The sequence below is a fragment of the Massilia sp. NBRC 108631 genome, from assembly GCF_059704565.1.
Genome location: NZ_BAAKJE010000198.1, coordinates 29,865 through 56,850 on the forward strand (window position 1 = coordinate 29,865; position 26,986 = coordinate 56,850).

24 protein-coding genes, 1 other RNA gene and 1 pseudogene are annotated in these 26,986 nt (G+C 66.5%); 8 read left to right on the forward strand and 18 right to left on the reverse strand.

The features are described 5' to 3' along the window. Nucleotides 1–2: 2 nt before the first annotated feature. The 11 genes and pseudogenes from murD to AC6H42_RS21750 form a co-directional block, all read right to left on the reverse strand. The gene (gene murD, locus AC6H42_RS21700) at nt 3–1,535 is read right to left on the reverse strand and encodes a UDP-N-acetylmuramoyl-L-alanine--D-glutamate ligase (protein WP_497548914.1); all 1,533 of its coding nucleotides are present in this window, start codon (nt 1,533–1,535) and stop codon (nt 3–5) included. Continuing rightward, nucleotides 1,535–2,704 carry a phospho-N-acetylmuramoyl-pentapeptide-transferase gene (mraY, locus tag AC6H42_RS21705; RefSeq protein WP_057153340.1) on the reverse strand — a complete coding sequence of 390 codons (1,170 nt, stop codon included), beginning with the start codon at nt 2,702–2,704 and terminating at the stop codon, nt 1,535–1,537. Before mraY ends, murD begins: the two co-directional genes overlap by 1 nt. A gap of 2 nt (nt 2,705–2,706) precedes the next feature. Further along, nucleotides 2,707–4,137 carry a UDP-N-acetylmuramoyl-tripeptide--D-alanyl-D-alanine ligase gene (locus AC6H42_RS21710; protein ID WP_057153339.1) on the reverse strand — a complete coding sequence of 477 codons (1,431 nt, stop codon included), beginning with the start codon at nt 4,135–4,137 and terminating at the stop codon, nt 2,707–2,709. After that, the gene (locus AC6H42_RS21715; protein ID WP_057153338.1) at nt 4,137–5,669 is read right to left on the reverse strand and encodes a UDP-N-acetylmuramoyl-L-alanyl-D-glutamate--2,6-diaminopimelate ligase; all 1,533 of its coding nucleotides are present in this window, start codon (nt 5,667–5,669) and stop codon (nt 4,137–4,139) included. Before AC6H42_RS21715 ends, AC6H42_RS21710 begins: the two co-directional genes overlap by 1 nt. A 9-nt stretch (nt 5,670–5,678) precedes the next feature. Further along, entirely contained in the window at nt 5,679–7,460 is a 1,782-nt protein-coding gene (locus AC6H42_RS21720; protein ID WP_057153337.1) for a peptidoglycan D,D-transpeptidase FtsI family protein, read from the reverse strand. Further along, entirely contained in the window at nt 7,460–7,732 is a 273-nt protein-coding gene (ftsL, locus tag AC6H42_RS21725; RefSeq protein WP_057153336.1) for a cell division protein FtsL, read from the reverse strand. The genes AC6H42_RS21720 and ftsL overlap by 1 nt, the downstream gene beginning before the upstream one ends. Continuing rightward, entirely contained in the window at nt 7,729–8,697 is a 969-nt protein-coding gene (gene rsmH, locus AC6H42_RS21730) for a 16S rRNA (cytosine(1402)-N(4))-methyltransferase RsmH (RefSeq protein ID WP_057153335.1), read from the reverse strand. Before rsmH ends, ftsL begins: the two co-directional genes overlap by 4 nt. A gap of 12 nt (nt 8,698–8,709) precedes the next feature. Next, complete coding sequence (gene mraZ, locus AC6H42_RS21735; RefSeq protein ID WP_057153334.1) at nt 8,710–9,138, reverse strand: division/cell wall cluster transcriptional repressor MraZ; 429 nt, start codon at nt 9,136–9,138, stop codon at nt 8,710–8,712. A 567-nt stretch (nt 9,139–9,705) separates the two neighbouring features. After that, on the reverse strand, nt 9,706–10,059 hold the full coding sequence (locus AC6H42_RS21740) for a PPC domain-containing protein (RefSeq protein WP_497548928.1): 354 nt from the start codon (nt 10,057–10,059) through the stop codon (nt 9,706–9,708). After that, nucleotides 10,054–11,967, reverse strand: a pseudogene (locus AC6H42_RS21745) (collagenase); the annotation flags it as partial. The pseudogene AC6H42_RS21745 and the gene AC6H42_RS21740, both read right to left, overlap by 6 nt. A gap of 191 nt (nt 11,968–12,158) precedes the next feature. After that, nucleotides 12,159–12,944, reverse strand: a complete 786-nt coding sequence (locus AC6H42_RS21750; protein ID WP_082551515.1) for an AraC family transcriptional regulator — start codon at nt 12,942–12,944, stop codon at nt 12,159–12,161. Nucleotides 12,945–13,042: 98 nt separating this feature from the next. On the opposite strand from AC6H42_RS21750, the gene AC6H42_RS21755 reads away from it, so the two are divergent. Next, complete coding sequence (locus AC6H42_RS21755) at nt 13,043–13,960, forward strand: AEC family transporter (protein ID WP_497548915.1); 918 nt, start codon at nt 13,043–13,045, stop codon at nt 13,958–13,960. A 23-nt stretch (nt 13,961–13,983) separates the two neighbouring features. Here the strand turns inward: AC6H42_RS21755 and AC6H42_RS21760 are convergent, their stop codons facing one another. Then, nucleotides 13,984–14,904, reverse strand: a complete 921-nt coding sequence (locus tag AC6H42_RS21760) for a LysR substrate-binding domain-containing protein (protein WP_497548916.1) — start codon at nt 14,902–14,904, stop codon at nt 13,984–13,986. Between the two features lie 179 nt (nt 14,905–15,083). Here AC6H42_RS21760 and AC6H42_RS21765 point away from each other — a divergent pair, with 179 nt between their 5' ends. The 6 genes from AC6H42_RS21765 to AC6H42_RS21790 are packed head-to-tail and all read left to right on the forward strand — an operon-like array spanning nt 15,084 to nt 21,045. Beyond that, nucleotides 15,084–15,572, forward strand: coding sequence for a nuclear transport factor 2 family protein (locus AC6H42_RS21765; protein ID WP_057153330.1), 489 nt, complete (start codon nt 15,084–15,086; stop codon nt 15,570–15,572). Between the two features lie 8 nt (nt 15,573–15,580). Then, the gene (locus tag AC6H42_RS21770) at nt 15,581–16,549 is read left to right on the forward strand and encodes a catalase (RefSeq protein WP_497548917.1); all 969 of its coding nucleotides are present in this window, start codon (nt 15,581–15,583) and stop codon (nt 16,547–16,549) included. 51 nt (nt 16,550–16,600) lie between these two features. Next, nucleotides 16,601–17,368, forward strand: a complete 768-nt coding sequence (locus AC6H42_RS21775) for an alpha/beta fold hydrolase (protein WP_057153329.1) — start codon at nt 16,601–16,603, stop codon at nt 17,366–17,368. Between the two features lie 10 nt (nt 17,369–17,378). Next, nucleotides 17,379–19,028 (forward strand): GMC family oxidoreductase, encoded by a 1,650-nt coding sequence (locus tag AC6H42_RS21780; RefSeq protein ID WP_497548918.1) that lies wholly within the window; start codon nt 17,379–17,381, stop codon nt 19,026–19,028. 17 nt (nt 19,029–19,045) lie between these two features. Further along, nucleotides 19,046–20,503 carry an aldehyde dehydrogenase family protein gene (locus AC6H42_RS21785; RefSeq protein WP_497548919.1) on the forward strand — a complete coding sequence of 486 codons (1,458 nt, stop codon included), beginning with the start codon at nt 19,046–19,048 and terminating at the stop codon, nt 20,501–20,503. Beyond that, nucleotides 20,500–21,045 (forward strand): antibiotic biosynthesis monooxygenase, encoded by a 546-nt coding sequence (locus AC6H42_RS21790; RefSeq protein WP_057153326.1) that lies wholly within the window; start codon nt 20,500–20,502, stop codon nt 21,043–21,045. The genes AC6H42_RS21785 and AC6H42_RS21790 overlap by 4 nt, the downstream gene beginning before the upstream one ends. Before the next feature lie 235 nt (nt 21,046–21,280). Here AC6H42_RS21790 and AC6H42_RS21795 read toward each other — a convergent pair whose 3' ends face one another. From AC6H42_RS21795 to rnpB, 5 genes are all read right to left on the reverse strand, one after another. Further along, nucleotides 21,281–21,529 carry a hypothetical protein gene (locus AC6H42_RS21795; protein WP_057153325.1) on the reverse strand — a complete coding sequence of 83 codons (249 nt, stop codon included), beginning with the start codon at nt 21,527–21,529 and terminating at the stop codon, nt 21,281–21,283. A gap of 108 nt (nt 21,530–21,637) precedes the next feature. Continuing rightward, complete coding sequence (locus tag AC6H42_RS21800) at nt 21,638–22,036, reverse strand: VOC family protein (protein WP_497548920.1); 399 nt, start codon at nt 22,034–22,036, stop codon at nt 21,638–21,640. A gap of 117 nt (nt 22,037–22,153) precedes the next feature. After that, the gene (locus tag AC6H42_RS21805; protein WP_057153323.1) at nt 22,154–22,678 is read right to left on the reverse strand and encodes a GNAT family N-acetyltransferase; all 525 of its coding nucleotides are present in this window, start codon (nt 22,676–22,678) and stop codon (nt 22,154–22,156) included. A gap of 28 nt (nt 22,679–22,706) precedes the next feature. Next, nucleotides 22,707–24,212, reverse strand: coding sequence for a glycerol kinase GlpK (gene glpK, locus AC6H42_RS21810; RefSeq protein ID WP_497548921.1), 1,506 nt, complete (start codon nt 24,210–24,212; stop codon nt 22,707–22,709). A gap of 27 nt (nt 24,213–24,239) precedes the next feature. Beyond that, nucleotides 24,240–24,581, reverse strand: an RNA gene (gene rnpB, locus AC6H42_RS21815) — RNase P RNA component class A. A 125-nt stretch (nt 24,582–24,706) separates the two neighbouring features. On the opposite strand from rnpB, the gene AC6H42_RS21820 reads away from it, so the two are divergent. After that, on the forward strand, nt 24,707–26,410 hold the full coding sequence (locus AC6H42_RS21820; protein WP_057153321.1) for a thiamine pyrophosphate-binding protein: 1,704 nt from the start codon (nt 24,707–24,709) through the stop codon (nt 26,408–26,410). Here the strand turns inward: AC6H42_RS21820 and AC6H42_RS21825 are convergent, their stop codons facing one another. Continuing rightward, on the reverse strand, nt 26,411–26,986 hold the full coding sequence (locus AC6H42_RS21825) for a hypothetical protein (protein ID WP_057153320.1): 576 nt from the start codon (nt 26,984–26,986) through the stop codon (nt 26,411–26,413). It lies immediately after the preceding gene.

Sequence of the window (26,986 nt, forward strand, 5' to 3'; positions counted from 1 at the left end):
GATCAGAGCTCCTGTCCAGCGTCGAGCGCGATCTCGCGCACAGTGTCGATGAACACCTGGGCGCGGTGCGCGTAGTTCTTGAACATGTCCAGGCTGGCGCAGGCCGGCGACAGCAGCACCGCGTCGCCCGGCCTGGCCAGCTTGGCGGCCAGGCGCACGGCGGACGGCAGGTCGGTGCCGCAGTCGGCCAGGTCCACGCCGGCCTCGGCCGCGCCGCCCTGCTCCAGCGCGGCGCGCAGCGCCGGCGCATCGCGGCCGATCAGCATCACCGCGCGCACGTAGCGCGACACCGGCTCGGCCAGCGGATCGAATTGCTGGCCCTTGCCGTCGCCGCCGGCGATCAGCAGCAGGCGCTGGCCGGCGCCGGTGAAGCTCTTGCCCAGGCCATTCAGCGCAGCCACGGTGGCGCCCACGTTGGTGCCCTTGCTGTCGTCGTAGTATTCCACGTCGTTGATCGACGCCACCAGTTCCACGCGGTGCGGCTCGCCGCGGTATTCGCGCAGGCCGTGCAGCAGCGGCGCGAAAGGCAGGCCGATGGCGCGGCACAGGGCCAGCGCGGCCAGCGCGTTGGAGGCGTTATGCAGGCCGCGGATCTGCAGCGCGTCCGACGGCATCAGGTTCTTGACGGTGGTGGCCACAGGCTCGGGCGCCGGGTCGTTCTTCTTGCGCCGCTTCGGCGGCTCGGCGTCCTCATCCGGCACGGAAGTGGCCAGCCAATGGATGCCGCGCTCGTTGTGCAGGCCGAAGCTGCCCGCTTCCTGCGGTTCGCCGGTGCCGAAGCTGACGTTCTCGCCGACCGGGTTCGCCATGCGCATCACGGTGGCGTCGTCGCGGTTCAGCACGCGCACGGTGCTGGTGCCGAAGATGCGCGCCTTGTCGGCGGCGTAGGCCTCCATCGAGCCGTGCCAGTCCAGGTGGTCCTGGGTGATGTTCAATACGGTGGCGGCGTCGGCCTGCAGGCTGAATGTGGTGTGCAGCTGGAAGCTGGACAGCTCCAGCACCCAGACCTGGGGCAGCGCGTCGGCCTCGATCACCTCGCGCATGACGTCCAGCGCGGCCGGGCTGATATTGCCCGCCACGCGCACGCTGAAGCCGGCGCGCTGGCACAGCTGGCCGGTCAGGCTGGTGACCGTGGTCTTGCCGTTGGTGCCGGTGATGGCGATGACTTTCGGCGCGTAGCCGCGTTCTTCCTTCAGCGATGCCAGCGCCTGGGCGAACAGTTCGATCTCGCCCCACACGGGAATGCTGACGGCGGCGGCGGCGCGCATCAGGTCGGCCACATCGCCCTGCGGCGCCAGGCCGGGACTGATGGCGACAAAGTCGGTGTCATACAGCAGCGCGATGTCCAGGCGGCCGCCAATGAACTCGGCGTCCGGCGCGGCGGCCTTCAGGGCGGCCAGGCGGTCCGCCACGGCGCGCTCGTCGCGCGTGTCGGCCACGCGCACGCGCGCGCCGCCACGCGCCAGCCACAGCGCCATCGCCAGGCCGGATTCGCCCAGCCCGAGTACCAGTGCCCGTTTGCCTTGGTAGCTCATCAGCGCAGCTTCAACGTGGACAGGCCAACCAATACCAGCATCATCGTCACGATCCAGAAACGGACGACGACCTGGGTCTCTTTCCAGCCCTTTTGTTCGAAGTGGTGGTGCAATGGCGCCATCAGGAACACGCGGCGGCCGGTGCCGTAGCGCTTCTTGGTGTACTTGAACCAGCCCACCTGGATGATGACGGACACGGTTTCGGCCACGAAGATGCCGCCCATGATGAACAGCACGATTTCCTGGCGCACGATGACGGCGATGGTGCCAAGCGCGCCGCCCAGCGCCAGCGCGCCGACGTCTCCCATGAACACTTGCGCTGGATGGGTGTTATACCAGAGGAAGGCCAGGCCGGCGCCGGCCATGGCGCCGCAGAAGATGATCAGCTCGCCGGCCCCGGGAATGTAGGGAATGAACAGGTATTTCGAGTACACGGTGCTGCCGGTCAGGTAGGCGAACAGGCCCAGCGCCGAACCGACCATCACGGTCGGCATGATGGCCAGGCCGTCCAGGCCGTCGGTGAAGTTGACGGCGTTGCTGGTGCCGACGATGACGCAGTAGGTCAGCGCGATGAAGCCCCATACGCCCAGCGGATAGCTGATGGTCTTGAAGAACGGCACGATCAGGTCGGCCTTGGGCGGCAGGTCCATCGAAAAGCCGGACTGCACCCAGGCGAAGAACAGCTCGAACACCTTGGCAGGCGTGGGCGCAGACACCGAGAACGCCAGGTACAGCGCGGCGCCGATACCGACCAGCGACTGCCAGAAGTATTTTTCAGCCGAGCGCATGCCTTCCGGGTCCTGGCGCACCACCTTGCGGTAGTCGTCCACCCAGCCCACGGCGCCGAAGCCGATGGTGACCACGATCACCGGCCAGATCAAACGGTTCGACCAGTCGCACCACAGCAGCGTGGACACGCCGATGGCGATCAGCAGCAGCACGCCGCCCATGGTGGGGGTGCCGTGTTTTTTCAGGTGGGTCTGCGGACCGTCGGTGCGCACGGCCTGGCCGTACTTCATGGCCGTCAGCTTGCGGATCACGGACGGGCCGGCCCACAGGCCGATGATCAGCGCCGTGATGGTGGCGAACACCGCGCGCGCGGTGATGAAGTTAAATACGCGCAGGGGACCGAAGTCGTCCTGGTACATCTGTGCGAGCCAGAGCAGCATGATTAGTGAGTTCCTTTGTTAGCTTGTTGCGATCCAATCAAATGCTGCACGACCCGTTCCATTTTCATGAAACGGGAGCCCTTGATCAATACGGTTGCATCCGGCGTTGCCGCCGCCTCCACGGCGGACAGCAGCGCGTCGAATTCTTCAAAATGCCGCGTCACTCCGACCCTGCCCATATGGCGGGCCAGCTCTCCGGTGACGAAGACGTGTTCAATGTTCCTGCCGGCGGCGTAGGCGGCGATCTCCTGGTGGAATTCGCGGCCCTGCGCGCCCACTTCGCCCATGTCGCCCAGCACCAGCACGCGCGGCGCGGCGGCTTTGGCCAGTACGTCGATGGCTGCGCGTACCGAGTCCGGATTGGCGTTGTAGCTGTCGTCGATGACGACCGCGCCGTTCAGTGCGGCCTTTTTCTGCAGGCGGCCGCTGACGGGCGCGAAGCTGTCCAGGCCCAGCTTGATATGCTCGGCGCTGATGCCGGCGGCGTAGGTGCAGGCCACGGCGGCCAGCGCGTTCAGTACGTTGTGGTCGCCCGCCGCCTGCAGGGCGACGAAGAATTGCAGCGGCTCGGCTGCAGCTTCGCCTTCCTGCACGGTCACGAACATCTGGTTGCCGAAGTCCCCGGCGCGGTAGGTGCAGGAGACGTTGGCTTGCTTGGTCAGGCCGAAGGTCAGCGTGCGGCGCCCGGCACTCAGTTCTTGCCAGATGGGCGTGAACTCGTCGCCATGCGGGAACACGGCCACGCCGTGCGCAGGCAACCCGGCCAGCACGGCGCCGTTTTCGCGCGCCACCGCTTCCACGGTGTGCATGAATTCCTGGTGCTCGCGCTGGGCGTTGTTCACCATGGCGATGGTCGGTTCGGCGATGGCGCTCAAGCGGCCGATTTCCCCGGGATGGTTCATGCCCAGCTCGATCACCGCCGACTGGTGCGCCGCCGACAGGCGGAACAGCGTGAGCGGCACGCCGATTTCGTTATTCAGGTTGCCGCGCGTGGCCAGGCGACCGTCCTCGCCGTGCGCCGCCGCCAGGATGGCGGCGATCATTTCCTTGACCGTGGTCTTGCCGTTGCTGCCGGTAACGCCGATGACGGGCAGCGCGTACTGCTTGCGCCAGTAGTTGGCGATGCGGCCCAGCGCCGCCAGCGTATCCGGCACCAGCAGGGCCGGCAGGGTCCAGCCTTCGGGCAGGCGTTCTGCCACCACGGCGGCAACGCCCTTGCCCGCGACGGCGTTCGGACCGTCCAGCAGGAAGTCGTGGGCGTCGAAATTCTCGCCGCGCAGGGCGACGAACAGCGAACCGGCAGGCGCGCTGCGGCTGTCGGTGGAGACGCCGGCGAAGGCCACGGCATCGGGGGTGGCGGCGGCGGCGGTCACCCCGGGTACATAAATCGCACCCGGAATAGCCGCCAGCAGCTGGGCCAGTGTTGCTTGCATCAATTGGTCCTCATCATGGTGAGGCGGGCGGACAGCGCCAGCTGCGCGTGGTCGGCGTCCGAGAACGGGATCTTGCGGCCCTTGATTTCCTGGTAGGGCTCATGGCCCTTTCCCGCCAGCAGGATCACGTCCGGCTTGGCGGCATGCTTGATGGCGTACAGGATGGCGGCCGCACGGTCGTCCACCGCCTGGAATACGGAAGCGGGATGGTGCGCGTCCATGCCCGCGATAATCTGTTCAATAATGGCGTGCGGCTCTTCGCTGCGCGGGTTGTCGCTGGTGACCAGCACATGCTCGGCGATCTGCGAGATGCGGCCCATCTGCGGGCGCTTGCCCGGATCGCGGTCGCCGCCGCAGCCGAACACGCACCACAGCTGGCCGCCGCGCTCCTGCGCCACCACGCGCAGCGTGTCGAGCGTTTTCTCCAGCGCGTCCGGCGTGTGCGCGTAATCGATCACCACCATCGGCGCCTCGTTGCCGCCGACCTGCTGCATGCGGCCCGGCGCCGGGGTCAGGCCCTCGACGGCTTCCACGGCGGCGCGCAGGGTGGCGCCCTTGACCAGCAGCGCGCCCAGCACCGCCAGCGCATTGCTGATGTTGAACTGCCCCACCAGGTGGGTCTTCACCTGGGTGCTGCCTTGCGGCGTATCGAGGTGGAATTCGGTACCGGCGCTGCGCGTGCGCAGCTGGCCGGCGCGCAGCATGTCCACGCCCGGCAGGTCCGGCAGCGCGGCAGCGTCGCGCAGCGTGTAGCCGACCACGCGGTCCTTGCGCGCCACCAGGCGGTCCGCCAAACGCTGCCCCATGGCGTCGTCCAGGTTGACCACCGAGGCTTGCAGGCCGGGGCTGTCGAACAGCTTGGTCTTGGCGGCCTCGTAGGCCTCCATGCTGCCGTGGTGGTCCAGGTGGTCGCGCGTGAGGTTGGTAAACAGCGCCACGTCGAAATGCATGCCGTCGGTGCGGCCCAGGTCCAGGCCGATCGAGGTCACCTCGATGGCCAGCGCGGTGGCGCCCTGGTCGCGCGTTTCGGCCAGCTTCTGTGCCAGCAGCACCGCGTCCGGCGTGGTGTAGCCGGTGGGGTCGAACTCCACTTCGCCGCGCGCGCGCGACATGCCCACGCCCAGCGTGCCGATGACGGCGGTCAGGTCGCCCAGGCGGCTCAGGGCCTGGCCCAGCCACACGGCGCACGAGGTCTTGCCGTTGGTGCCGGTCACGCCGACGGTGAACATGCTGGCGTCCGGATAGCCGTAGAAAGCGTGCGCGATGGGGCCGGAGCGGCGCTTCAGGTCCGTGACGGCAAGGCGCGGCAAGGTCCAGGCGGCGTCCCACGGATACGCCTCGGCGCCCTGCTCTTCGTAGACGATGGCGGCCGCGCCCTGTGCGACGGCGGCGGCGATGTAGGCGCGGCCGTCCTTGCCCTCGCCGGGGTAGGCGAAGAACACGTCGCCCGCTTTCACGCGGCGCGAATCGGAGGCCAGCTGCGCGCCGGGCGCGGTCTGCTTGATCCAGTTGCTGATTTCGTTAGGTGTCATGGTCGCTCATTACATGACGTCATTGCCGCCGTCGGCGGGGATGACGATTTCGGTGACGGACGAGTCCGGCGGAACGTTCAGCGAACGCAGCGCGTTGGCTGCAACCGCGGCGAAAGTCGGTGCTGCCACCTGGCCGCCATAGTGGCCGCCCGAGGTAGGTTCGTCGATCATGACGGCAATGATGAAGCGCGGATTCGACATCGGCACCATGCCGACGAAGGAACCGATGTATTTGCGCGGGATGGCGTAGCGGCCGTTTTCCACCTTGTAGGCGGTGCCGGTCTTGCCGCCTGCGCGGTAGCCTGGAATCTGCGCCTGCTTGGCGGTGCCGTCCTTGCCGGAGACCACCGTCTCCAGCATTTCGCGCATCTGCGCGGCGGTTTTCGGCTTGATGATCTGCTGGCCCACGGGCGGCTCGGTCACCTTCTGGAACGACAGCGGGATGGTGTCGCCGTTACGGGCGAACATCATGTACGAACGCGCCAGCTGGATCAGCGACACCGAGATGCCGTTACCGTAGCTCATGGTGGCTTGCTCGATCGGGCGCCACGATTTATACGGACGCACGCGGCCCGCCACCGCGCCGGGGAAGCCCCACTTCGGCTGCTGGCCGAAACCGACCTTGGTAAACATCTCCCACATCTCCTGCGGCGGCATGCTGAGAGCGATCTTGGAGGTGCCGATGTTGGACGACATTTCGATAATCTGCGACACGTTGATGACGCCATGGCCCTTGGTGTCGGTGATGGTGCGGTCCAGGATGGTGTAGCGGCCGGCGCCGGTGTCGATATAGGAATTCGGGTTGACGCGGCCGCTGTCCAGCGCCAGCGCCACCGTGATCGGCTTTAACGTGGAGCCGGGCTCGAAGGTGTCGGTCATGACGCGGTTGCGCAGCTGCGCGCCGGTGAGCGAGCGGCGGTCGTTCGGGTCGTAGCTCGGGTAGTTGGCCAGCGCCAGCACTTCGCCGGTGTGCACGTCCAGCACCACGGCGCCGCCGGCCTTGGCCTTGAACTTCTCCACTGCGCCTTTGAGCTGGGTGTAGGCGATGTACTGGATCTTGCTGTCGACCGACAGGGTCAGGTCCTTGCCGTCGTGCGGCTCGTGGATGGAGCCGATGTCCTCGACGATGTGGCCCAGGCGGTCCTTGATCACGCGGCGGCTGCCGGTGGCGCCCTGCAGGGTTTTCTGCTGCGCCAGTTCCATCGATTCCTGGCCCACGTCCTCCACGCTGGTGAAGCCCACCACGTGCGTCATCACTTCGCCCTGCGGATAGAAGCGCTTGTATTCCTTGCGCGCCTCGATGCCGTCGATCTTCAGCGCGGCGATCTTGTCGGCCACGTCCATCTCCACCTGGCGCTTCAGGTACACCAGGTCGCGGTCGGAATCGAGCTTCTTGCGCAGGTCGGCCTCGCTCATTTCGAGCAGGGCGGCCAGCGCGCGGATTTTGTCGGCCGGCGCGGCCAGCACGTCGTCCGGAATCGCCCAGATGGCTTTCACGGGGACGGACGACGCCAGCACCTGGCCGTTGCGGTCGGTGATCTTGCCGCGCGTGGCCGGCAGCTCCAAGGTGAAGGCGTAGCGGTTCTCGCCCTGCTGCTGCAGGAACTGGGTCTTCACGCCCTGCAGCCACAAGGCGCGCACGCCCAGCGCCAGGAAAGCGGCGAACAGCACGAACAGCACCACGCGCGAACGCCACGGCGGCAGGCTCACCGCCAGCATCGGGTTTTTCGTGAATGGCATGCCCTTCGAGCGTGCCACGCGTGCGCTGTTTGCTCCGCCGCCGGCCCGCATCACTGCTCTCCTTGCGTCAGGTACTGCGTGCGGTTGGCCGTCAGCTGCGTCATGTTCAGGTCGCGGCGCGCGATTTCCTCGATACGGGCGTGCTTGCCCAGCTTGGACTGGTCCAGCTGCAGCTGCGCCCAGTCGATGTCGAGCTGGCGCGCGCGGGCTTGCGCGCGCTCGAGGTCGATGAACAGATGGCGCGCCTGGTACTGCGCGTTCACCACGGACAGCGCGCAGCCGACCAGCAAGGCCGCCAGGACGATGTTGATCTTGAAACTCACGCAGCCGCCTTGTCGTCGTAAGGAAGGCGGCGCGCCACGCGCATCACCGCCGAGCGGGCGCGCGGATTGGCCTCGACTTCGGCGTCGGACGGCTTGATCTTGGCCAGCAGCTTCAGTTCCGGCTGCGGCAGGTCCACCGCGCGGATCGGCAGGCGCCGGTCCGGCTGCGGCACGTTGGCCTTGGACGCGAAGAAGCGCTTGACCATGCGGTCTTCCAGCGAATGGAAGCTGATGATGGCCAGGATGCCGCCGGGCGCCACGCACTCGTAGGCGTGGGTCAGTCCGGCTTCGAGATCCTCAAGCTCCTTATTGATGTGAATCCGGATAGCTTGAAAAGTCCGGGTGGCCGGGTCCTTGCCCTTTTCACGGGTCTTGACCGCATTTGCCACGATTGCGGCAAGCTGTCGTGTGCTTGAAATTGGTTCGACTGCCCGGCGAGCAACAATCGCCTTTGCAATCTGAAAAGCAAACCGTTCTTCCCCATATTCTTTTATCACCTTTTCCAGTGTCTCTACGGTTTCGGTAGCCAGCCATTCCGCTGCCGACATGCCACGGGTGGTATCCATGCGCATGTCAAGCGGACCATCGTTGCGGAAACTGAAGCCACGGGCGGCGTCGTCCACCTGCGGCGAAGAGATGCCCAGGTCCAGCAGCACGCCGTCCACCTTGGGCATGGCACGTTCCGCCAGCGCGGAAGCCATGGTGGCGAAGCTGTCGTGCACGATCTGGAAACGGGGGTCGGTGATCTGTTCGGCGGTGGCGATGGCCTGCAGATCCTTGTCGAAGGCCAGCAGGCGGCCACGCTCGCCCAGGCGCGACAGGATCAGGCGGCTATGGCCGCCGCGCCCGAAAGTACCGTCTATATAAAGGCCGTTGGCGCGCTCGCCTTCCAGCTGGAGCGCGTCGACCGCCTCGTCTAGCAGCACCGTACGATGCTGGAATTCTGGCACCGCAACTGAAGTCATGTTAAGCGGGCCTTAGAAAGAAAAATCGGAAAGCGCGTCGGGCATGCCGACGTCGATGGTGGCTTGCTCGTTCTCGGCACGGCGGACCGGATCCCAGATCTCGAAATGGGTCAGCATGCCGGACAGCACCACGTCGCGGCCCAGGCCAACGGCGTCGCGCAATTCGGGCGCCACCAGGATGCGGCCGGCCGTATCCATTTCCACATCGCAGGCGTTGCCCAGCAGAATGCGTTGCCAGCCGCGGGCCGACATGGGCCAGCTGGCAATCTGGTCGCGCTTGGCTTCCCACACATGGCGCGGGTACATCAGCAAACAGCCATCGGGATGCTTGGTAAGCGTGAGGCGTCCTTCGCACTGGATAGCCAGTGCGTCGCGATGCTTGGCAGGGATGGACATCCTGCCTTTCGCATCGAGAGTGATCGCGGAAGCGCCTTGAAACACGTATTACCTTTTAATTTGAGAGGGAGTGAAATCCCACAAAACTACACTTTTTCACACAGTTGCCCACTTTAGAGGATGGAAAGATAGTGGTCAAGCGCTTTCCGATTGGGAAAACATGGATTTTATTAATGAAATTAAGGACTTAGCGTCGATCCTTGATGCAGCCTCTAGTAAAAATATCGCGTTAAATTAGAGACTTACACTAGAAACTGAATGTGCTACCTCATCAATCCCCGCGCCAGGCGGGCTATTCTCAAGGCGAAAAAGATGTCAAGAAAAAATTGAAAATAAGTTATAAGGTTGCCATATGACAACAACGGCGTGTCAATTCGACAACACTTCTACACAGCGCTTGCGCGGCTGCACGGGGGCGGTCCGAGTGGGGATTTTTTATGGGATTTGGCACTCTGCCGCGCTTTGCGCGCGATCAGGCAGGACGGAGAATCTTGGGATCAAACCAGTGCTGAACGTTTCCTTCTGACTGCCACCACAACAACTTGTATAGACAAATTTAAGCCCGCGAGAGGCGGGCTAGACCTGCTTTCATTATACGCAAAGCGCGGCTTTTTACTCGTACGTTACACTCAGCGAGACCCCGCTGAAGGCTTGTTTCGCGTCCAGTGTAATGTAATACCAGCGCACCGCCGCCGGGTTGGCCAATGCGATATCCTCCGCATTGCCGGCCTTGGCCGCAGCCTGGTCATAATTGGACGGCGTCGGCCAGCGGTCCAGCGCCAAATACATATTCACGTCGCCGGTGCCATTGCGGGTGGCCAGTTTCAGGTTTTTCGCCCCGGCCGGCAGCATCAGCGTGAAATACGAACGGTAGCCGGAAGCCAGGTTGCGCAGCACGCAGTTCTTGCCCAGGTTGGTGGACGAGGCGCAGGCCGGCAGGTTGGCGCCCGGATCGTCGTTGGGCATCGGCGGCTCGCCGGCGGTGGTGGCTGTATCGACCCAGGCGGCGAACTCGTTGTCGTAGGAGGTACCGATCTGGCCGATAGCGGTTTGATAACGCGTGTAGTCGCCGAGGCGGAACTTGGCCAGCATGCCGTCCACCTCCGGGCGGTGCTTTTCCATCATGAAGCGGGTGGCCATATAGCCCCAGCGGTAGGCGCGGTTGCTGTAATCGCCCATGCTGTAGGTGTTGCCAAAAATCTCACTCAGGCGGTAGGCGCGGGTTTTCGCCATGTCGATGGCGACCTGGTTATCGTTCTTCAAGGTCAGGTATTCCGCGATGCCCTCGATCCACCACACGGTGGGCACGGCGGTGGAAGCGCCGAAATCGCCGTACATATTGAAACGGCCGTCCAGGTAATGCACGTACTCATGCTCCAGGTTCCAGACCTTGAACACGGGCCGCAGCCAGGATGCCTCGTGCGCGATGAAGCGCGCCTGGTTGCCGGCCTGCGCCGGATTGCCCTCCAGGTACATGCCGCCGTTGTCGGTGCCGATGCCGTAGATGATGCCGGCGTACTTGCTGTAATTGCTATAGTCGTCGAACACCACCAGTTCCAGCGCCGTGTTGTTGTCGCTGCCGACCGGCGTGCGCTGGGTTTGCAGCATGGCGTGCACATAGCCCTCGCCTTGCTGCAAGGTGGCGCACACTTCCGTCATCTGGGCGGCGGTCATGTCCTGGGCGCGCAGGCGCAAGGTGGGGCTGCATTCGCGGCTGTACTTGAGCACGCTGTCCGCCAGCTGCTGTTCATAGTTGCAGGTGCCGTATTCGGCGCAGCTGGCGTTGTCGTAATACTTCACGGCGGACGCGGCGGCCAGCCACAGGCCGCTGTCGGCGCCGGTCATGGAGCTGGTTTGCAGCGTGGCCTGCACCATGGGCTTGATGCCGGCCTTGAGCCCGGCGTACTGCATGAAGCGGAACGCCTCGCTGGCGGCGTCGGTCAGCTCGTAGGCGGCATTGCTGCCCAGCAGCGCGGCCTTGTTGGCGGTGACGAAGGTGTTCAGCGCCGTGGCGTAGGACAGGTCGGCCTTCAGCAGGTCCGCCCCGCCCGGCCGCCCGTGCGCGTAGAACAGCACCGTCAGCGCGCCGGTCAGGCCGCCGCCCGCGCTGTTCTGCTTGAGCGCCTCGGCCGCGTTCGGGTAGCCGCTGCGGTTGGTAAAGCGCGTGACCACGGTTTTCACGCTGGGCAGGTAGTACAGCTCGTCGTGCATATTGGTGATCAGCTTGAAGGTCTCCAGCGCCGTGCTTTCGGCCGCCGCGTTGGGCTGGTACAGTGCGCTGCCCTCGGCCAGCTGCCTGATCGGCGCCCGCAGCGACGCGGCCAGCGTGGCCGCCGGTTCGGGCATGGCGCCGGTACCGGCCAGGTAGTAGCCGGCGCGCAGGTACAGCACCAGGTTGACCAGCTTCATGTTGCTGGCGTTGTAGCCGGCCGCTTCCTGGGCCACCCGGCTGGCCACCGCGCCCATGTTGGCGGCGGAATAGATCGTGGCCGCCTGCTGCGCGCTCAGCGAGAACAGGCCATAGGTGCATTCGTAGTCCGGCAAGCCGGCCAGGTAGTCGGCCAGCGCGGCGCCGCTGTAGGTGGCCAGCTTGGCCATGTCCTTGCATTCGGGCGTGGCCGCCAGCGTGGCGGCGGGAGCGCTGCTGCGCAGCTGGCGCGGCATCAGGTCGTGGCGCGGCTTTTTGCTGACCGGGAGGTTGTAGCGGCTTTGCTCGGCCGACGGTGGCAGGCTCTGGCGCGCATGCGGCATGGGCGCCTGGCGCAGGCGCGCGTGCTCGCCTTGATGCGCGTCGGCCGGGGCTGCGTTCGCATGGCAGCAGGCCATCAGCGCGATCAAGGCTGCCTGGGGCAGTGCGTTTCTTGGGAATGACATGTGTTTGGCTCCTGTTTTTTGTTGTCGATAAGGTCGCCGGGACTGCGCCCCGGCCAGGAAATACTAGCGTGGCAAGATTTCCCGGATGACAGCAAAAACAGGCCGGCGAAGCCGTTCGCTCTATTTAGGCGGCATGGGGCTTGGGTTCGGCACAGCGGCCGCACGCCGCCCACGCAGAAAAGCCACAGCTATCAATTCGCGAGCGACGCCAGCAGGGATGCGGACGCGGACGATGCGGACAGGGCAGCGCCGCCGGGGCCGCCCTGGCTGCGGCACTGGGCGCGGTACTGCACCGGGGTTTGCCCGGTGAGCGCCTTGAACTGGCGGCTGAATGCGCTGTGGTCGGTGTAGCCGCAGTCCGCGGCGATCTCGGCGATGCTGAGTTCACGGCCCGATTCGATCAGCGCCAGCGCGCCGTTGAGCCGCGTCTGCAGCAGCAGCTGGCGCGGGCTGTAGTGGAACACGCGCTGGAACAGCCGCTCCACGCGCGCCAGCGGCAAGCCGGCGTCGCGCGCCAGCTGCTGCAGGCACAGCGGCTCGCGGTAATGCTCGCGGATATGCTGGGCGATGCCGGCAATCTGCCGGTACACGGGATGGTGGTCGTCGGCCAGGCCCAGGTCGTGCGAGGTGCCGACCAGGCCGACGATGGCGCCGGCCTGGTCGCGCAGCGGCACCTTGTGCGTCAGGCACCAGCCATGGCGGCGGTTGGGATACAGGTGCAGCTCCAGGTGCTGGCGGATGCTGCAGCCCTGCTCGATCACCTGGCGGTCCTGCGCGATATAGGCCTGGGCCAGCGAGCGCGGGTGCACTTCCAGCACCGTCTTGCCGGCCAGCTCCTGCTTGCTGCGCAGGCCGCAGCGCCGCACCAGCGTGTGGTTGGCGGCCAGGTAGCGGCCGTCGCGGTCCTTGACGAAGAAGGCCACGTCGCTCAGCGCATCGAACAGCGTTTCGATGGCTGCCAGTTCCACATTGAACATGTCCGCTCCGGGATTGCTTTGGTTGCAAGCTAGTTATCAGTACCGGCCGAGTCTACCTGATTCCCTGCAGCAAGCGCGCACCGCTTTTATAATGTCCCATGCTCGCCTCCATCCTGCCCGTCTTTCTTGTCATCCTGCTCGGGGTGGCCATCCGCCATTATGAATGGCTGCCGGAAGCATTCTTCCCCTCGGTGGAAAAGTTTTCCTACAACATCGCCTTCCCTGCGCTGCTGTTCGCCGGTACCGCCAGGCTCAGCTTTGAAGGCAGCCAGGTCGGCGAACTGGCGCTGGCCACGCTGCTGCCCACCTTCATCATCATCGGCGTCACCTTGCTGGCCATGCCAGCCGCGCGCGGCCTGCCCGGCGCCAGCCGCTCGTCGGTGATGCAAGGGGCCATGCGGCCCAATACCTACTTCGGCCTGGCCGTGTCCTCGCTGTCTTTCGACGCCGGCACGGCCGCGCTGGTGATGCTGTCGCTGGCGCTGTGCCTGCCGGTGGTAAACATGCTGTCGATCATCGCCCTGTCCTGGTGGAGCGGCAGCAAAGCCGACTACCGCAAGATCGGCAAGACCCTGGCCGGCAATCCCATCATCCTGTCCACGCTGGCGGGCATGCTGGTGAGCCTGTCCGGCGTCACGCTTCCGCTGCCGCTGATGAATACGCTCGACATCCTTGGCAAGGCCGCGCTGGCGCTGGGCCTGGTGTGCGTGGGCAGCGGCCTGGTGTTCTCGCTGCAAGGGCTGCGGCCGGTGGCGCTGGGCTGGGCCTCGCTGCTCAAGCTGGTGGCGCTGCCGCTGGTGGGCGCCAAGGTGTGCGCGCTGTTTGCCGTATCGGCGCCGGTGGCGCTGGCCGCCACCTTCTATTGCGCGCTGCCGTGCGCGCCCAACGCCTACATCATGGCCAGGCAGCTGGGCGGCGACGCGCGCCTGATGGCCGCCCTGATCACGCTGCAAACCCTGCTGGCGGCCGTGACGGTGCCGCTCAGTAAAGGCTTCCTGTCCCTGATGGGCGTTTAAGCGGTGAGCGGGGCGGCGGTCCGCTAGCCGGGTCCCCGGAACGGGTCGTCCAGCAGCGCAAAGCGCTCGGCCAGGAAGTCAATCAGCGAACGGGTAGCCGGCAGCATGCCGCGCCGGGTCGGCATCACCGCGTGGATCACCTCGGTTTTCGGCGCCCACCCAGGCAACACCTCCACCAGCTCGTGCTGCGCCAGGTCGCCATGCACCTGGGCGCTGGGCAGCTGCACCACGCAAACGCCCTTCAACGCAGCCAGGCGCAGCATGCGCAGGTCGTTGACCACCAGGCGCGGGCTGTGGCGCACGGTCTGGCTGGCGCCATCCGCATGGTGCAGGCTCCAGCTGTAGTCGTGCATCGGCTTGCCGTGATGGGCGCTGGGGAAGCGTAGCAGGTCCGCCGGCGACTCCGGCGCGCCATAGTGCTTGAGCAGTTCCGGCGACGCCACCAGGCGCTGCACCCGCTGCGACAGCTCGCGCGTCACCAGGTCGGAATCCTGGAACGGCGGCACGCGCACCCGCAGCGCAATGTCCACGCCCTCGGCCACCACGTCCACCACCCGGTTGATGGCCTCCAGATGCACTTCCACGCTCGGGCACTGCGCCATGAACTCGGTGACCATTCTGCCCACGCACTCCTCCAGCAGCGCCGTCGGGCACGTGACGCGCAGCAGCCCGGACGGCTCATTGCTGGCCATGGCCACCGACTCTTCCGCCGCCGCTGCCGCCGCCAGCATGGCGCGGCAGTGCTGGTAGTAGTGCATGCCCACCTCGGTGAGCTTGAAATTGCGCGTGTTGCGCACGATCAGGCGCACGCCCAGGCGTTTTTCCAGCAGCGCGATGCGGCGGCTGAGATTCGACTTGGGGATGCCGAGCGCGCGTGAGGTGGGGTTGAAGCCGCCATGGTCGATCACCAGAACAAAATACTGCAAGGCGTTGAGATCGAGCATAGGAATGTGGAATCGGCAAGTGCGAAATTTACAATAAACGGCGGACTATACCATGCCGGCGCGCTGCGGAGATCATCCCACGGTTGGGAAAGTGCTGGCCACTTTCACCGGCTACTGCGGCCCGGCTGCCCATCCTACACTGCGCTCCTCATTGACCATTGAACAACAGGAGCACCGCCTTGACCTCTTCCCTCGCCCTGAGCACCGCCGACCGTTTCGAGATCTTCGAGCAGCTGAACCGGCACCAGCGCTACATCGACAACGACGCCAGCCGCGCCTCGGCCGAGCTGTACGGTTCCCTGTACTGGCCGGAGGCGAAATTCACCGTGATCGACATCCGCCAGAACGAATTCGTCGGCCCGGACGGCATGAAGCAGCTGTACGACTACGCCCACAGCGTGTTCCCGATGGCGCGCATGCGCCACTCGCTGGGCACCTTCGTGATCCAGGGCGGGGGCGAGAACGCCAGCGTGGAGTGGAACTGGATCGTCACCTGGCGCGAGGGCGGCGAAGGCTTCCTGTCGACAGGTACCTACTACGATAAGTTCGAGAAGCGCGACGGCATCTGGAAATGCATCGAACGCACCTCGCGCGTCGACCCGAACTGGCCTGCCGCGCTGTTCCAGCCCTGGGTGGACCGCCAGGACCAGACCTTCAAGGCGTCCTGAGGCGGCCGGTGAGCGTTCAACCGCTGCCTGCGCACCTGCCTGCGCAATTTTCCGACCAATTGCTGGAGGCCCTGCAGGCCACCTTCGGCAAGCACGCGGGCCACCGCATGACGCACGCCAAGGGCGTGGTGGCGCATGGCAGCTTCACCGCTGCCCCCGGCGCGGCGCAGTGGTCGCGCGCCGCGCACCTGCAAGGGCGGGCGATGCCGGTGACGCTGCGCTTCAGCAATTTCAGCGGCATCCCTCAAACAGCCGACGCCGCCCCCAGCGCAACGCCGCGCGGCCTGGGCATCCGGTTCCATGCGGCAGCCGGCCCGCTTGCCCCCGCCGTCACCGACATCGTCGCGCATTCCTTCGACGGCTTCCCGGTGGCGGCGCCGGGCGATTTCCTGGCATTCCTGCAGGCGATCGCCGCCTCGGTGGCGGAGCAGCACCCCGATCCCGCGCCGCTGGCCGCCTTCCTGGCGCAACATCCGGGCGCGCAGCGCTACCTGGAAGCGGCGCCCTCCGCGCCGGCCAGCTACGCGTCGATCCCCTATTTCGGCGTCAACGCCTTCGGCCTGCTGGCGGCGGACGGCCGATTGACCATGGGCCGCTACCGCATCGACCCGGCGGCGCCGTTGCCGGCCGTTCCGCTGGAGCAGGCCGCGGCGCTGGCGCCCGACTACCTGGCGCAAGAACTGGCCAGCCGCCTGGCCGATGGGCCGGCCGTCATGCGGCTGATGTTCCAGCTGGCGGCCCCCGGCGACGACTGCGCCGACGGCTCGATAGCCTGGCCGCACGCGGGCCCGGCCGCGCGCCGGGAAATCCTGCTCGGCGAACTGCGCATCGACACCCTGGCACGCGACCAGCAGCGAGCCGCCGGCGCACTGGCGCTCGACCCGGGCCGCCTGGCCGATGGCCTGGCGCTGTCCGGCGACCCCATGGTGCCGCTGCGCAGCGCGGTCTACCGCCTGGCCGCTTGCCGCCGGCGCTGAACCATCTGCACACCCAAGCAAGACACAACTATCTATCTGGAGAATACATTCATGCTGCGTAAAACCATCGCCACTGCCCTGCTGGCCACTTCCTCGCTGGGCGCGCAAGCCCAGCAAGCTCAAGCCGCGCCCGCCCCCACCTCCGTGGTGCTGGTGCACGGCGCCTTCGCCGACGGCTCCGACTGGGCCCAATTGATCCCGCTGCTGCAAGCGCGCGGCCTGCGCGTGCAGGCAGTGCAAAATGGCCTGCATTCCCTGGCCGGCGACGCAGCCGAAGCGCGCCGCGCGATCGACGCGGCGCCGGGCAAGGTGGTCCTGGTAGGCCACTCCTGGGGCGGCAGCGTGATTACCGAGGCGGGCAACCACGACAAGGTCGCCGCGCTGGTCTACGTGGCCGCGTTCGCGCCGGCCGCCGGACAGACCACCGGCGAACTGGGCAAGGACTACCCGCCCTCGCTCGGCCAGCGCGAGTTCGTGCTGGACCCGAGCGGCTACATCTCGCTCACGCCGCAGGGCGTCAGCCAGGCCTTCGCGCAGGACCTGCCCGCCGCCGTGACCGAAGTCATGGCCGCCACCCAGGGGCCCATCCAGGCCTCGGCCTTCAGTGAGCGCATCGGCTCCGCGGCCTGGAGCGGCAAGCCGTCCTGGTACATCGTCAGCGAGCAGGACCGCATGATTCCGCCCGACCTGCAGCGCGCGCTCGCGGCACGCATCAAGGCGAAAACCACCAGCCTGGCCACCAGCCATGTGCCGCACCGCTCACAACCCGCCGCCGTGGCCCAGGTGATCCTGGAAGCAGCCGGCCTGGCGCGTCAGTAAGGGGGCTCGCATGACTACTTCCCGCCCTCCCGCCATGCCCGAGCGCAGAAGCGTCCTCACCGCTGCGCTGGCAGCGGCAACCATCGCGGCAACCGCCCCGCCCGCCAAGGCCTCGGCCCCGGCCGCCGGCAGCGCCGGCCAAGCGAAACGGCGGCCACTGGCGCCTGAGCAGCCGGTGGACGTGCTGGTGATCGGCGGCGGCTCGGCCGGCGCCGTGTTGGCTGCGCGCCTGAGCGAACGCGCAGACCGCAGCGTGCTGCTGCTCGAAGCCGGAACCGCCTACGCGCCCTGGGACTACCCGGCAGTGGTCAGCAGCAGCGACCGCCTGGGCGGCGACGCCAGCCACGAGTGGGGCTACCAGACCGAGGCCGGCTTCATCGGCCACCCGGTGCAAGCCCTGCGCGGCAAGGTACTGGGCGGCAGTTCGGCCATCAACGGCGCCGTCGCCATCCGCGCCCGCGCCAGCGACTTTGCCAGCTGGAACCTGCCCGGCTGGTCCTATGACGACCTGCTGCCGTCGTTCAAGCGGCTGGAAGACAGCGACGGCGGCGCCAGCGCGCTGCACGGCCAGGGCGGCCCGCTGCCGGTACGCCAGCTCACCCGCGACGACACCACACCGATGCAGCGCGCCTTCACCGACGCGGCCCGCGCCGCCGGCTACGCCGCCGTGTCCGACTTCGACGTCCCCGAGCCGCACGGCGTCGGCCCTTACCGCATGAACGTGGTCAACGGCGTGCGCGTCAACACCGGCATGGCCTACCTGACCAACAGCGTGCGCGCCCGCGCCAACCTGCGCGTGCAGGGCAAGGCGCTGGTGGACCGTGTGCTGTTCGAAGGCGGCAAGGCCGTCGGCGTGCGCCTGGCCGGCGGCCAGCTCATCAAGGCAAAGCAAGTCGTCCTCAGCGCGGGCGCCTACGGCAGCGCCGCCATCCTGCTGCGCTCCGGCGTCGGCCCGGCGCGCGACCTGGCAGCGCTGGACATACCGCTGGTGGCAGACCTGCCGGTGGGCCAGCGCCTGAAGGACCATCCTTTTTACTACAACGCCTACGCCGCCAGGCCCGAAGCCATTGGCCCGCAATCGCCCGCCATCGGCGCCAAGCTGTGGACCCGCAGCAGCCTGGCCAAACAAGGCGAACTGGACCTGCACATCACCGCCACCCACCTGTTCCCGCACGAACTGAGCCCGACCAAGGTGGGCTTTGTGCTGGCGGTGGCGCTGACGCTGCCGCAGTCGGTGGGCAGATTCAGCCTGGTGTCGCGCGACCCGCAGGCCGCACCGCGCATCGACCTGAACTTCCTGGCCGACGCCGGCGACCGCGCCCGCCTGCTGGAAGGCGTGAAGCTGGCGCGCAAGCTGGGCCGGAGCGCGCCGCTGTCGGCCATGGTGCACAGCGAACTGGTGCCGGGCGCCGCCTCGCAGGACGACGGCGCCATCGAGCGCTCCATGCTCGGCACGCTGGACACCTACCACCATCCCACCTCCACCGTGCCGATGGGCCGCGATGGCGATCCGCACGCGGTGCTGGACCTGCAATGCCGCGTGCGCGGCCTGCAGGGCCTGCGCGTGGTGGACGCCTCCATCTTCCCGGACACGGTGTCCGTGGCCACCAACATCACCACCATCGCGGTAGCCGAACACGCGGCCGCGCGCTTCTTCTGACAGGAATCGAAACCACTATGAACAATGCCCTAGCAAACCAGCCGGCGCTGCACTGGATCGACGGCGAATGGCTCGCCTCCGACTCCGTCCGCAAGGCTCACGACCCGGCCACCGGCGCGGTGATCGGCCAGTACGCCGACGGCGGCGCGCGCGAAGCGCAACTGGCCATCGCGGCGGCGCAGCGCGCCTTTGACACCGGCTGCTGGGCCGGCAACGCCCAGTTGCGCGCGCGCGTGCTGGAAGAGCTGGCGGCCTCCTTCGAGCGCCACCGCGAAGCGCTGATCGACCTGCTGTCGCTGGAAAACGGCAAGATCAAGCGGGAAGCCGGCTTTGAAATCGACATGGCGCCGTCCAAGCTGCGCTTCGCGGCCGCACTGGCGCGCACCGACATGGGCCGCAGCGGCTCGCCGCGCCCCAACGCGGTGTCGCTGCTGCTGCGCGAACCGGTGGGCGTGGCCGGCATCATGGTGCCGTGGAACTCGCCGGTGATCCTGATGGTGCGCTCGCTGGCGCCGGCCCTGGCAGCTGGCGCCACGGCCGTCATCAAGATGCCGGGCCAGACCGCGCTGACCAACGCACTGGTCGCGCGCATCATGTCCGAGGCGCCATCGCTGCCGCGCGGCGTGATCAACCTGTTCACCGAGTCCGGCGCGGAAGGCGCCAAGCTGATGGTGGCATCGCCCGAGGTGCCCGTCATCAGCTTCACCGGCTCCACCCGCACCGGCCAGGCCATTTCCGCCGTGGGCGCGCAGCAGCTCAAGCGCTTCGGCCTGGAACTGGGCGGCAAGACGCCCCACCTGGTATTCGGCGACGCCGACCTGGACGCGGCCTTGCCCGTCATTGAAAAATCGCTGACGGTGTTCTCCGGCCAGTTCTGCATGACCGGCTCGCGCCTGCTGGTACACAGCAGCGTGGCCGGGCAAGTGCGCGAACGGCTGGCGGCCCAGCTCGAAGCGGTGCGCGTGGGCCCGGCGGCCGACCCGGACAGCGGTATGGGTCCGCTGATCGACAAGGCCAACGTGGCGCGCGTGAACGCGGCCGTGGAGCAGGCCATCGCCTCCGGCGCGAAGGCGCTGCTGCGCGGCGGCCCCGTAACCGAAGGCCCGCTCGCGGCAGGCGCGTTCTACCGCCCCACCCTGCTGGAAGTATGCGATCCCAAGCTACCCATCGTGCAGGAGGAAACCTTCGGCCCGGTGATGACGCTGCAGGTGTTCGACACGGAAGAGGAAGTGCTGGCCCTGGCCAACGACAGCGAATACGGCTTGGCTGCCGCCGTCTGGAGCCGCGACACCAGGCGCTCGCTGCGCGTGGCGCGCAAGATCAAGGCCGGCACGGTATGGATCAACGACTGGGCACAGGTGTTCGACGAATTCGAAGAAGGCGGCTACAAGCAGTCGGGCAGCGGCCGCCTGAATGGCGTGGCGTCGATCGACGACTTCCTCGAATACAAGCACATCACCTTCACCAACCTATGAAGGACAGCGTTGCGGACCGCGCCGCGCTGCTGGTGCGGCATGCGGTGCGGCCTGCGGCGCGCGGGCGCTACGAGGCCTGGATCACGGAGGTGACCTCGGAATGCCGGCGCTTCGCCGGCTTCCAGGGCACGGCGGTGATACGGCCGGAAGGCCGCGACACCAGCTACACGCTGCTGGTCCATTTCGACAGCGACGCGCAGCTGCAGGCCTGGGTCGGATCGGAACAGCGCCGGCGGCTGGTCGAAGAACTGCGCCCCTTGCTGCTGCGGACCGAACGCCTGCGCGCCGGCGTGGGCCTCTGGTTCACGCCAGCGCTGGCCGGCGAGCGCCAGCCCAAGCCCTACAAGCAGTTCCTGCTGACCTTCTCGGCCATCTACCCCTTGAGCCAGGGCGTACCGGCACTGCTGCGCACGCTGACCGAAGGCTGGCCATTGCCCGCGGGCGCGATCCCGCTGCTGTCAGCCGGCCTGATCGTGTGGCTAATGGTGTATGTGATCATGCCGCGCTACGTCCGGGCCGTGTCCGGCTGGCTGTTGCGCTGACGGCGCCAGGCCCGCAGCGCTGCAGCAGTTCCATGGCGCAGCGGATCGCGCTGGCCTATGTGGGACCGTTGAATTGGTGGGCCGCCCGCACGGGCCGGCTATCACCACATCCTGCAAGCCGTACCGCTTCAACTGCTGCTCCAGGCCGGCGTTGGCGACGGCGCTCTGGGCCCGGTGCTTCCTGTGCAGCAGCAAGTCCTGCTCCTTCGTTAGAGCATGCAGTGTAGAAGCGGCGTCAGTGGCTCTGGAAGAACTGAATCATCTTGGACACCGGGACCAAAGCAAAAGCGGCCGCCCCCAAGTAAACCGAGGCTAGCCTGAATTGCCATCCTGTGCCGGAAAAATCACTCCTGTCCCGCCAGAGAAGAACACGAAACGGGTGCTTCGCCGCCGGATGCACTTTGGCGTTTGCAATAACCGAGCATGCGATCGACAAGGCGGTCGCAGCATACATGGCGTATGTCGAGAGAACGTAATAGCTCATGCAGCCTTTCCTGGTTAGCAATTTCTCGACACCTTGTGAGGCTGCGGGCATTTTCCCATAGTCTACAGGTCGCAAAGCCTGAAAAATACGCGCTTTGTCACGCGCAGGCTAGGCCTCCGGTGCGGACCAGACCAGGTTCCACAGGTGGCCATCGATGTCCTCGAACCCCTGGTCATACATGAAGCCATGGTCCTCCGGCGGGTGCGGCGTGCGGCCGCCGGCGGCGACGGCCTTGGCGATGATGGTGTCGACTTCTTCCCGGCTTTCGCAGCTCAGGCAGATGACGACTTCATTGGCCTCTCTGGCCTGCGCGACGGGCTTGCCGATCAAGGACTGGAAGAACGGCTCGCTCGTCAGCATGGCCTGGATGGTGTCGCCGGCGATGTTCATGAACACTGCATTGTCGCCGCAGTAGCGGGCGTTAAACGTGAATCCTAGCGCGGAAAAGAAGGCCTTGGACTGGTTCAGGTCTTTCACCGGCAAGTTGAGGATGATTTGCTTATTCATGGCGTTTCCTTAGGGAAAATAGGTTGAGCGATCGGAGCTACAACCATACGACGGATGGCGATGCGCGAAATCGACACGCGCTCGCGTCCGCACGACGCATAAATCGTCCTCCAGCGGCTATGCGGGGCCGCGCTCACGCATATAGCTCGATATGGCCTTGCCGTGCAACTCAGTTTCCATTTCGTATGCCATCCCAAGACGCTCGGCAACACGGCGCGATGCGTGATTGGCAGGCGTAATGAGGGCCCGGACTGTCGGCTCGCCCCGCACGTCGAACACATAGTCCAGGACTGCCGCCGCTGCTTCGATTGCGATTCCCTGGCCCCAGAACGCCCGGTATGTATTCCAGCCGATCTCCATCGCGGTGCTTTCCTCGCGAAAGAAAGCGCCCACATTGCCGACCAGCTGGCCGGTGTGCCTGTTCTCGACGGTCCACCAGCCAGCGCCATCCAGCAGCCACAAGCCGGTATGCGAACTGAAGATTCGCCAGGCCGCCTGGCGATCGGACGTGCCGAGGTGGGCCGAACTTTCCGGATCCCTCAGATGGTCCGCAAACGCGCCGAAGTCTTCGCGCCGATACGCGCGCAACGTAAATCGCTCGGTCTGGAGGAGAGGAACGGAGGTGCGGAACATGTTGTCCATGAGGTAGTGTGGAAAGTCGCAAATCCATTCAGAGCGGCGCGTCCCAGCCCTTGGCGCGCTCGACGGCGCGCGACCAGCGGGACAGCAGCGCGGCGCGCTGGTCGGCGCCCATGGCGGGTTCGAAGCGGCGCTCGCATTGCCACTGCGCGGCAATTTCCTCGGCCGATTCCCAGAAGCCCACCGCCAGCCCGGCCAGGTAGGCCGCGCCCAGCGCGGTGGTTTCAGTGACCTTGGGCCGCAGCACCGGCACGCCCAGCAGGTCGGCCTGGAACTGCATCAGCAGGTCGTTGCGGGCGGCGCCGCCGTCGGCCCGCACTTCGGTGACGGGAATGGTGCGGTGCGAGGCCGCCACGTCCTTCTGCATGGCCGCCAGCAGCTCGGCGCTCTGGTAGGCAATGGCTTCGACCGCCGCACGCGCGATATGCGCCGCCGTGGTGCCGCGCGTCATGCCCATCAGGGCGCCGCGCGCGTACGGGTCCCAGTGCGGTGCGCCGAGGCCGGTGAAAGCCGGCACCAGCAGCACGCCGCCGCTGTCGGGCACGCTGCCGGCCAGCGCTTCGACGTCGCCCGACTGCTTGATGATGCCCAGCCCGTCGCGCAGCCATTGCACTGTTGCGCCGCCCATGAAGACGCTGCCTTCCAGCAGGTAGTCGGTGCGGCCGTCGACCCGCCAGCCCACCGTGGACAGCAGGCGGTTGTGCGACACGGCCGCGTGCCGGCCGGCGTGCATCAGCATGAAGCAGCCGGTGCCGTAAGTGTTCTTGACCATGCCGGGCTGATGGCAGGCCTGGCCGAAGGTGGCGGCCTGCTGGTCGCCGGCGATGCCGGCCACCGGAATCTCGCGCCCGAACAGGGCGGCGCGCGTCATGCCGATTTCTTCGCTGGAGGACACCACCTGCGGCAGCATCTGCTCGGGAATGTCGAACAGCGCCAGCAGATCCGCGTCCCAGCGCATCAGGTGGATGTTGAACAGCATGGTGCGGGAGGCGTTGCTGACGTCGGTGACGTGCACGCCACACAGCTTCCAGGCCAGCCAGGAGTCGATGGTGCCAAAGGCCAGTGCGCCGTGGCGGGCCCGCTCGCGCGCGCCGGGCACGTGGTCGAGCAACCATTTGATCTTGGTGGCGGAAAAATAGGCGTCCAGTTCCAGGCCGGTGCATTCGGCGATCTGCCTGGCCTTGCCGGCCGCGCGCAGTTCGTGGCAGATGTCAGCCGTACGCCGGTCTTGCCAGACGATGGCGGGCGCTATCGGCTCGCCGGTCTTGCGGTCCCAGACCACGGTGGTTTCACGCTGGTTGGCGATGCCGATGGCGCGCACCTGCTGCGCATCGATGTGATTGTCGTGCAGTACCTTGCGGGCGACGGTGATCTGGCTGTTCCAGATTTCGTTGGGGTCGTGCTCGACCCAGCCGGGATGCGGGTAATGCTGCGGATATTCCAGCGCCGCGCTGCCGTGGATCTGCCCGAGGTGGTCGAACAGGATGGCGCGCGAGCTGGTGGTTCCCTGGTCGAGGGCCAGGATGTATTTCTTCATCGGCGTATCCCCAAGCACAGCTAATTCAGTTGAAGCAAGCCGGTAGGCCGGATTTTGTTACGGCGCTCGCCCTTGCGGGTCCGCGCTATGACAGCCATTCCTCTAGGCGCTGGATTACTCCAGCGCTCAAGCTTTCTACCCGCACGCTCCGCGAGCAGCATCATCGCGTGCCTATTTGAAATTGCACCAGGTGGAGGTTACCGCGTTTCACCGTAACTTAATACGCTCGTCTCTGTGGCCCTATTCCTCGCCTTATACCCCGAAAGGCTTTCAGCGGACGGCCGTTAACCGTCACCCCGCTCTATGGAGTCCGGACCTTCCTCCCGCCTTTGCATTGCTGCATCGGCCAGCGGCTGTCTGGCTTGCTTCAGGGCATATTGTACCATGCCGCCCTTTTTGGAAATTTGATGTCGCCATTTCAAAAGCCGGGCGCGGTGGCTGGCCGTAGAATGCCGCATCACTTTCCCGCATTTTCTCCTCACAAAGGTTAGACCATGACGCATCCCTCCCGCACCGGTGGCCAGATACTGGTGGACGCCCTGAAGATCCACGGCGTCGATACCGCCTTCGGCGTGCCCGGCGAAAGCTACCTGGACGTGCTTGACGCACTGCACGATTCCGGCATCCGCTTCATCATCAACCGCCAGGAGGGCGGCGCGGCGTTCATGGCCGAGGCCTACGGCAAGCTGACCGGGCAGCCGGGCATCTGCTTCGTTACGCGCGGTCCGGGCGCGACCAACGCCTCCATCGGCGTGCACACGGCGTTCCAGGATTCCACGCCGATGATACTGTTCATCGGCCAGGTGGGCAGCGACTTCATGGACCGCGAGGCGTTCCAGGAAATCGATTACCGCCGCATGTACGGCCAGATGGCCAAGTGGGTGGCGCAGATCGAGCGTGCCGACCGCATCCCCGAATACATGGCGCGCGCCTTCCAGGTGGCCACCAGCGGCCGGCCCGGCCCGGTGGTGCTGGCCTTGCCGGAAGACATGCTCACCACCATGGCGGCCGTGGCCGACACCGGCCGCTACCAGCCCACCCAGGGCGCGCCTTCGCAGCCTCAGATGGCGCAGCTGCGCGCCATGCTGGCAGGCGCCAAGCGCCCGCTGGTGCTGCTGGGCGGCGGCGGCTGGGACGCGCAGGCCTGCGCCGGCGTGCAGCGCTTCGCCGAAGCCAACGCGCTGCCGGTGGCCTGCGCTTTCCGCTTCCAGGATTTGCTGGACAACGCCCATCCGCACTACGCGGGCGACGTCGGCATCGGCATCAACCCGAAGCTGGCCGCGCGCGTGAAGAATGCCGACGTGCTGATCGCCATCGGCCCGCGCCTGGGCGAGATGACCACCAGCGGCTACGAGCTGCTGTCCTCGCCGGTGCCGCGGCAGCGCCTGGTGCACATCCATTCCAGCCCGGAAGAACTGGGCAGCGTCTACCAGGGCGAACTGATGATTGCCAGCGGCATGCCGCAGGTGGCCGCCATGCTGGCGGAGCTGGAGCCGGTGGACCCCTCCGCATGGCAGGGCAGCGTGGCCGAGGCCAGGGCCGACTACCTGGCGTTCCAGCAGCAGCCGCCCATCTTCCAGGATGGCAAGGCGCCGCTGAACCTGTGGCAGCTGGTGCAGGACATGGACGCGCTGACGCCCGCCGACACCATCATCACCAACGGCGCCGGCAACTACGCCACCTGGGCGCACCGCTTCCACCGCTACGGCGGCATGCGCACCCAGCTGGCCCCGACCAGCGGCGCCATGGGCTACAGCGTGCCGGCCGGCGTGGCGGCCAAGATCGTCGATCCGTCGCGCACCGTGATCACCTTTGCCGGCGACGGCGAGTACATGATGAACGGCCAGGAACTGGCCACCGCGGTGCAGTACCGGGCCGGCGTGATCATCATCGTGTTCAACAACCATATGTTCGGCACCATCCGCATGCACCAGGAGAAGAACTATCCGGGCCGCGTGTCGGGCACGGAGCTGCACAATCCGGACTTCGCGGCACTGGCGCAGGCTTATGGCGCGCATGGCGAGGTGGTGACGGAGACGGCGCAGTTCGCGCCGGCGCTGCAGCGGGCGCTGGAACATACGCGCGGCAAGAGCCTGCCGGCGGTAATCGAGTTGCGCTACGACGGCAACCTGATCACGCCGGGCGCAACGCTGGAGACCATCCGCAAGAACGCGCAGGCGGCGCAAGCCGCGACGTAATCAGGCCTGCTGCGGCTGCGGGGCGGCCTGCTTGACGGGCGCCTCATGCGGCATGTTGGGCACCGCAGGCTGGTCTTCCTGCGGCTCCAGCGGGGCCGGCTTGGGCGCCGGGCACGGCTTGCAGGCTGGCGCCGCGCGCCCGAAATCCTTGACCTTCCGCAGTTTGGCGGGCACGTCGGGCTGGCCGCAATAGCCGCCATCCAGCACCAAGGTGTCGCCTTTGTCTGCGAACTTGCCGCTAATGGTGCGCTCCTCCTCGTCCACGTGCACGGTGAAATACATCTGCCGGCCTTGCGGATCGATGTTGACGTCGGCCGCCACCAGCGGCCAGCTCAGGCCGCCCGCCGTGAATTCATAGATCACCGTGTCCACTTCCGCAAAGCGCTGCACGCTGATGCGCTGGCCGCCGAACTCGCCGCTTTCGGGGTGCACGCACAAGTCCGAATACACTGCCATGCCGTAGCGCGGCAAGCCTGCATTAGCCTTCGAGCCCGGCTTGGTGACCGCCTTGGGCGCGGCGATCGCGGCACTGGCCGCCAGCAGGGAGAAACATGCGATTTGATGGGCTATTTTCAT

Bases quoted from the DNA above. Each gene is read 5' to 3' on its own strand.
- murD (WP_497548914.1), bottom strand. From the start codon at position 1,535: ATGAGCTACCAAGGCAAACGGGCACTGGTACTCGGGCTGGGCGAATCC.
- mraY (WP_057153340.1), bottom strand. From the start codon at position 2,704: ATGCTGCTCTGGCTCGCACAGATGTACCAGGACGACTTCGGTCCCCTG.
- AC6H42_RS21710 (WP_057153339.1), bottom strand. From the start codon at position 4,137: ATGCAAGCAACACTGGCCCAGCTGCTGGCGGCTATTCCGGGTGCGATT.
- AC6H42_RS21715 (WP_057153338.1), bottom strand. From the start codon at position 5,669: ATGACACCTAACGAAATCAGCAACTGGATCAAGCAGACCGCGCCCGGC.
- AC6H42_RS21720 (WP_057153337.1), bottom strand. From the start codon at position 7,460: ATGCGGGCCGGCGGCGGAGCAAACAGCGCACGCGTGGCACGCTCGAAG.
- rsmH (WP_057153335.1), bottom strand. From the start codon at position 8,697: ATGACTTCAGTTGCGGTGCCAGAATTCCAGCATCGTACGGTGCTGCTA.
- AC6H42_RS21740 (WP_497548928.1), bottom strand. From the start codon at position 10,059: ATGCCCAACGACGATCCGGGCGCCAACCTGCCGGCCTGCGCCTCGTCC.
- AC6H42_RS21750 (WP_082551515.1), bottom strand. From the start codon at position 12,944: ATGTTCAATGTGGAACTGGCAGCCATCGAAACGCTGTTCGATGCGCTG.
- AC6H42_RS21755 (WP_497548915.1), top strand. From the start codon at position 13,043: ATGCTCGCCTCCATCCTGCCCGTCTTTCTTGTCATCCTGCTCGGGGTG.
- AC6H42_RS21760 (WP_497548916.1), bottom strand. From the start codon at position 14,904: ATGCTCGATCTCAACGCCTTGCAGTATTTTGTTCTGGTGATCGACCAT.
- AC6H42_RS21775 (WP_057153329.1), top strand. From the start codon at position 16,601: ATGCTGCGTAAAACCATCGCCACTGCCCTGCTGGCCACTTCCTCGCTG.
- AC6H42_RS21780 (WP_497548918.1), top strand. From the start codon at position 17,379: ATGACTACTTCCCGCCCTCCCGCCATGCCCGAGCGCAGAAGCGTCCTC.
- AC6H42_RS21785 (WP_497548919.1), top strand. From the start codon at position 19,046: ATGAACAATGCCCTAGCAAACCAGCCGGCGCTGCACTGGATCGACGGC.
- AC6H42_RS21790 (WP_057153326.1), top strand. From the start codon at position 20,500: ATGAAGGACAGCGTTGCGGACCGCGCCGCGCTGCTGGTGCGGCATGCG.
- AC6H42_RS21795 (WP_057153325.1), bottom strand. From the start codon at position 21,529: ATGAGCTATTACGTTCTCTCGACATACGCCATGTATGCTGCGACCGCC.
- AC6H42_RS21800 (WP_497548920.1), bottom strand. From the start codon at position 22,036: ATGAATAAGCAAATCATCCTCAACTTGCCGGTGAAAGACCTGAACCAG.
- AC6H42_RS21805 (WP_057153323.1), bottom strand. From the start codon at position 22,678: ATGGACAACATGTTCCGCACCTCCGTTCCTCTCCTCCAGACCGAGCGA.
- glpK (WP_497548921.1), bottom strand. From the start codon at position 24,212: ATGAAGAAATACATCCTGGCCCTCGACCAGGGAACCACCAGCTCGCGC.
- AC6H42_RS21820 (WP_057153321.1), top strand. From the start codon at position 24,707: ATGACGCATCCCTCCCGCACCGGTGGCCAGATACTGGTGGACGCCCTG.
- AC6H42_RS21825 (WP_057153320.1), bottom strand. From the start codon at position 26,986: ATGAAAATAGCCCATCAAATCGCATGTTTCTCCCTGCTGGCGGCCAGT.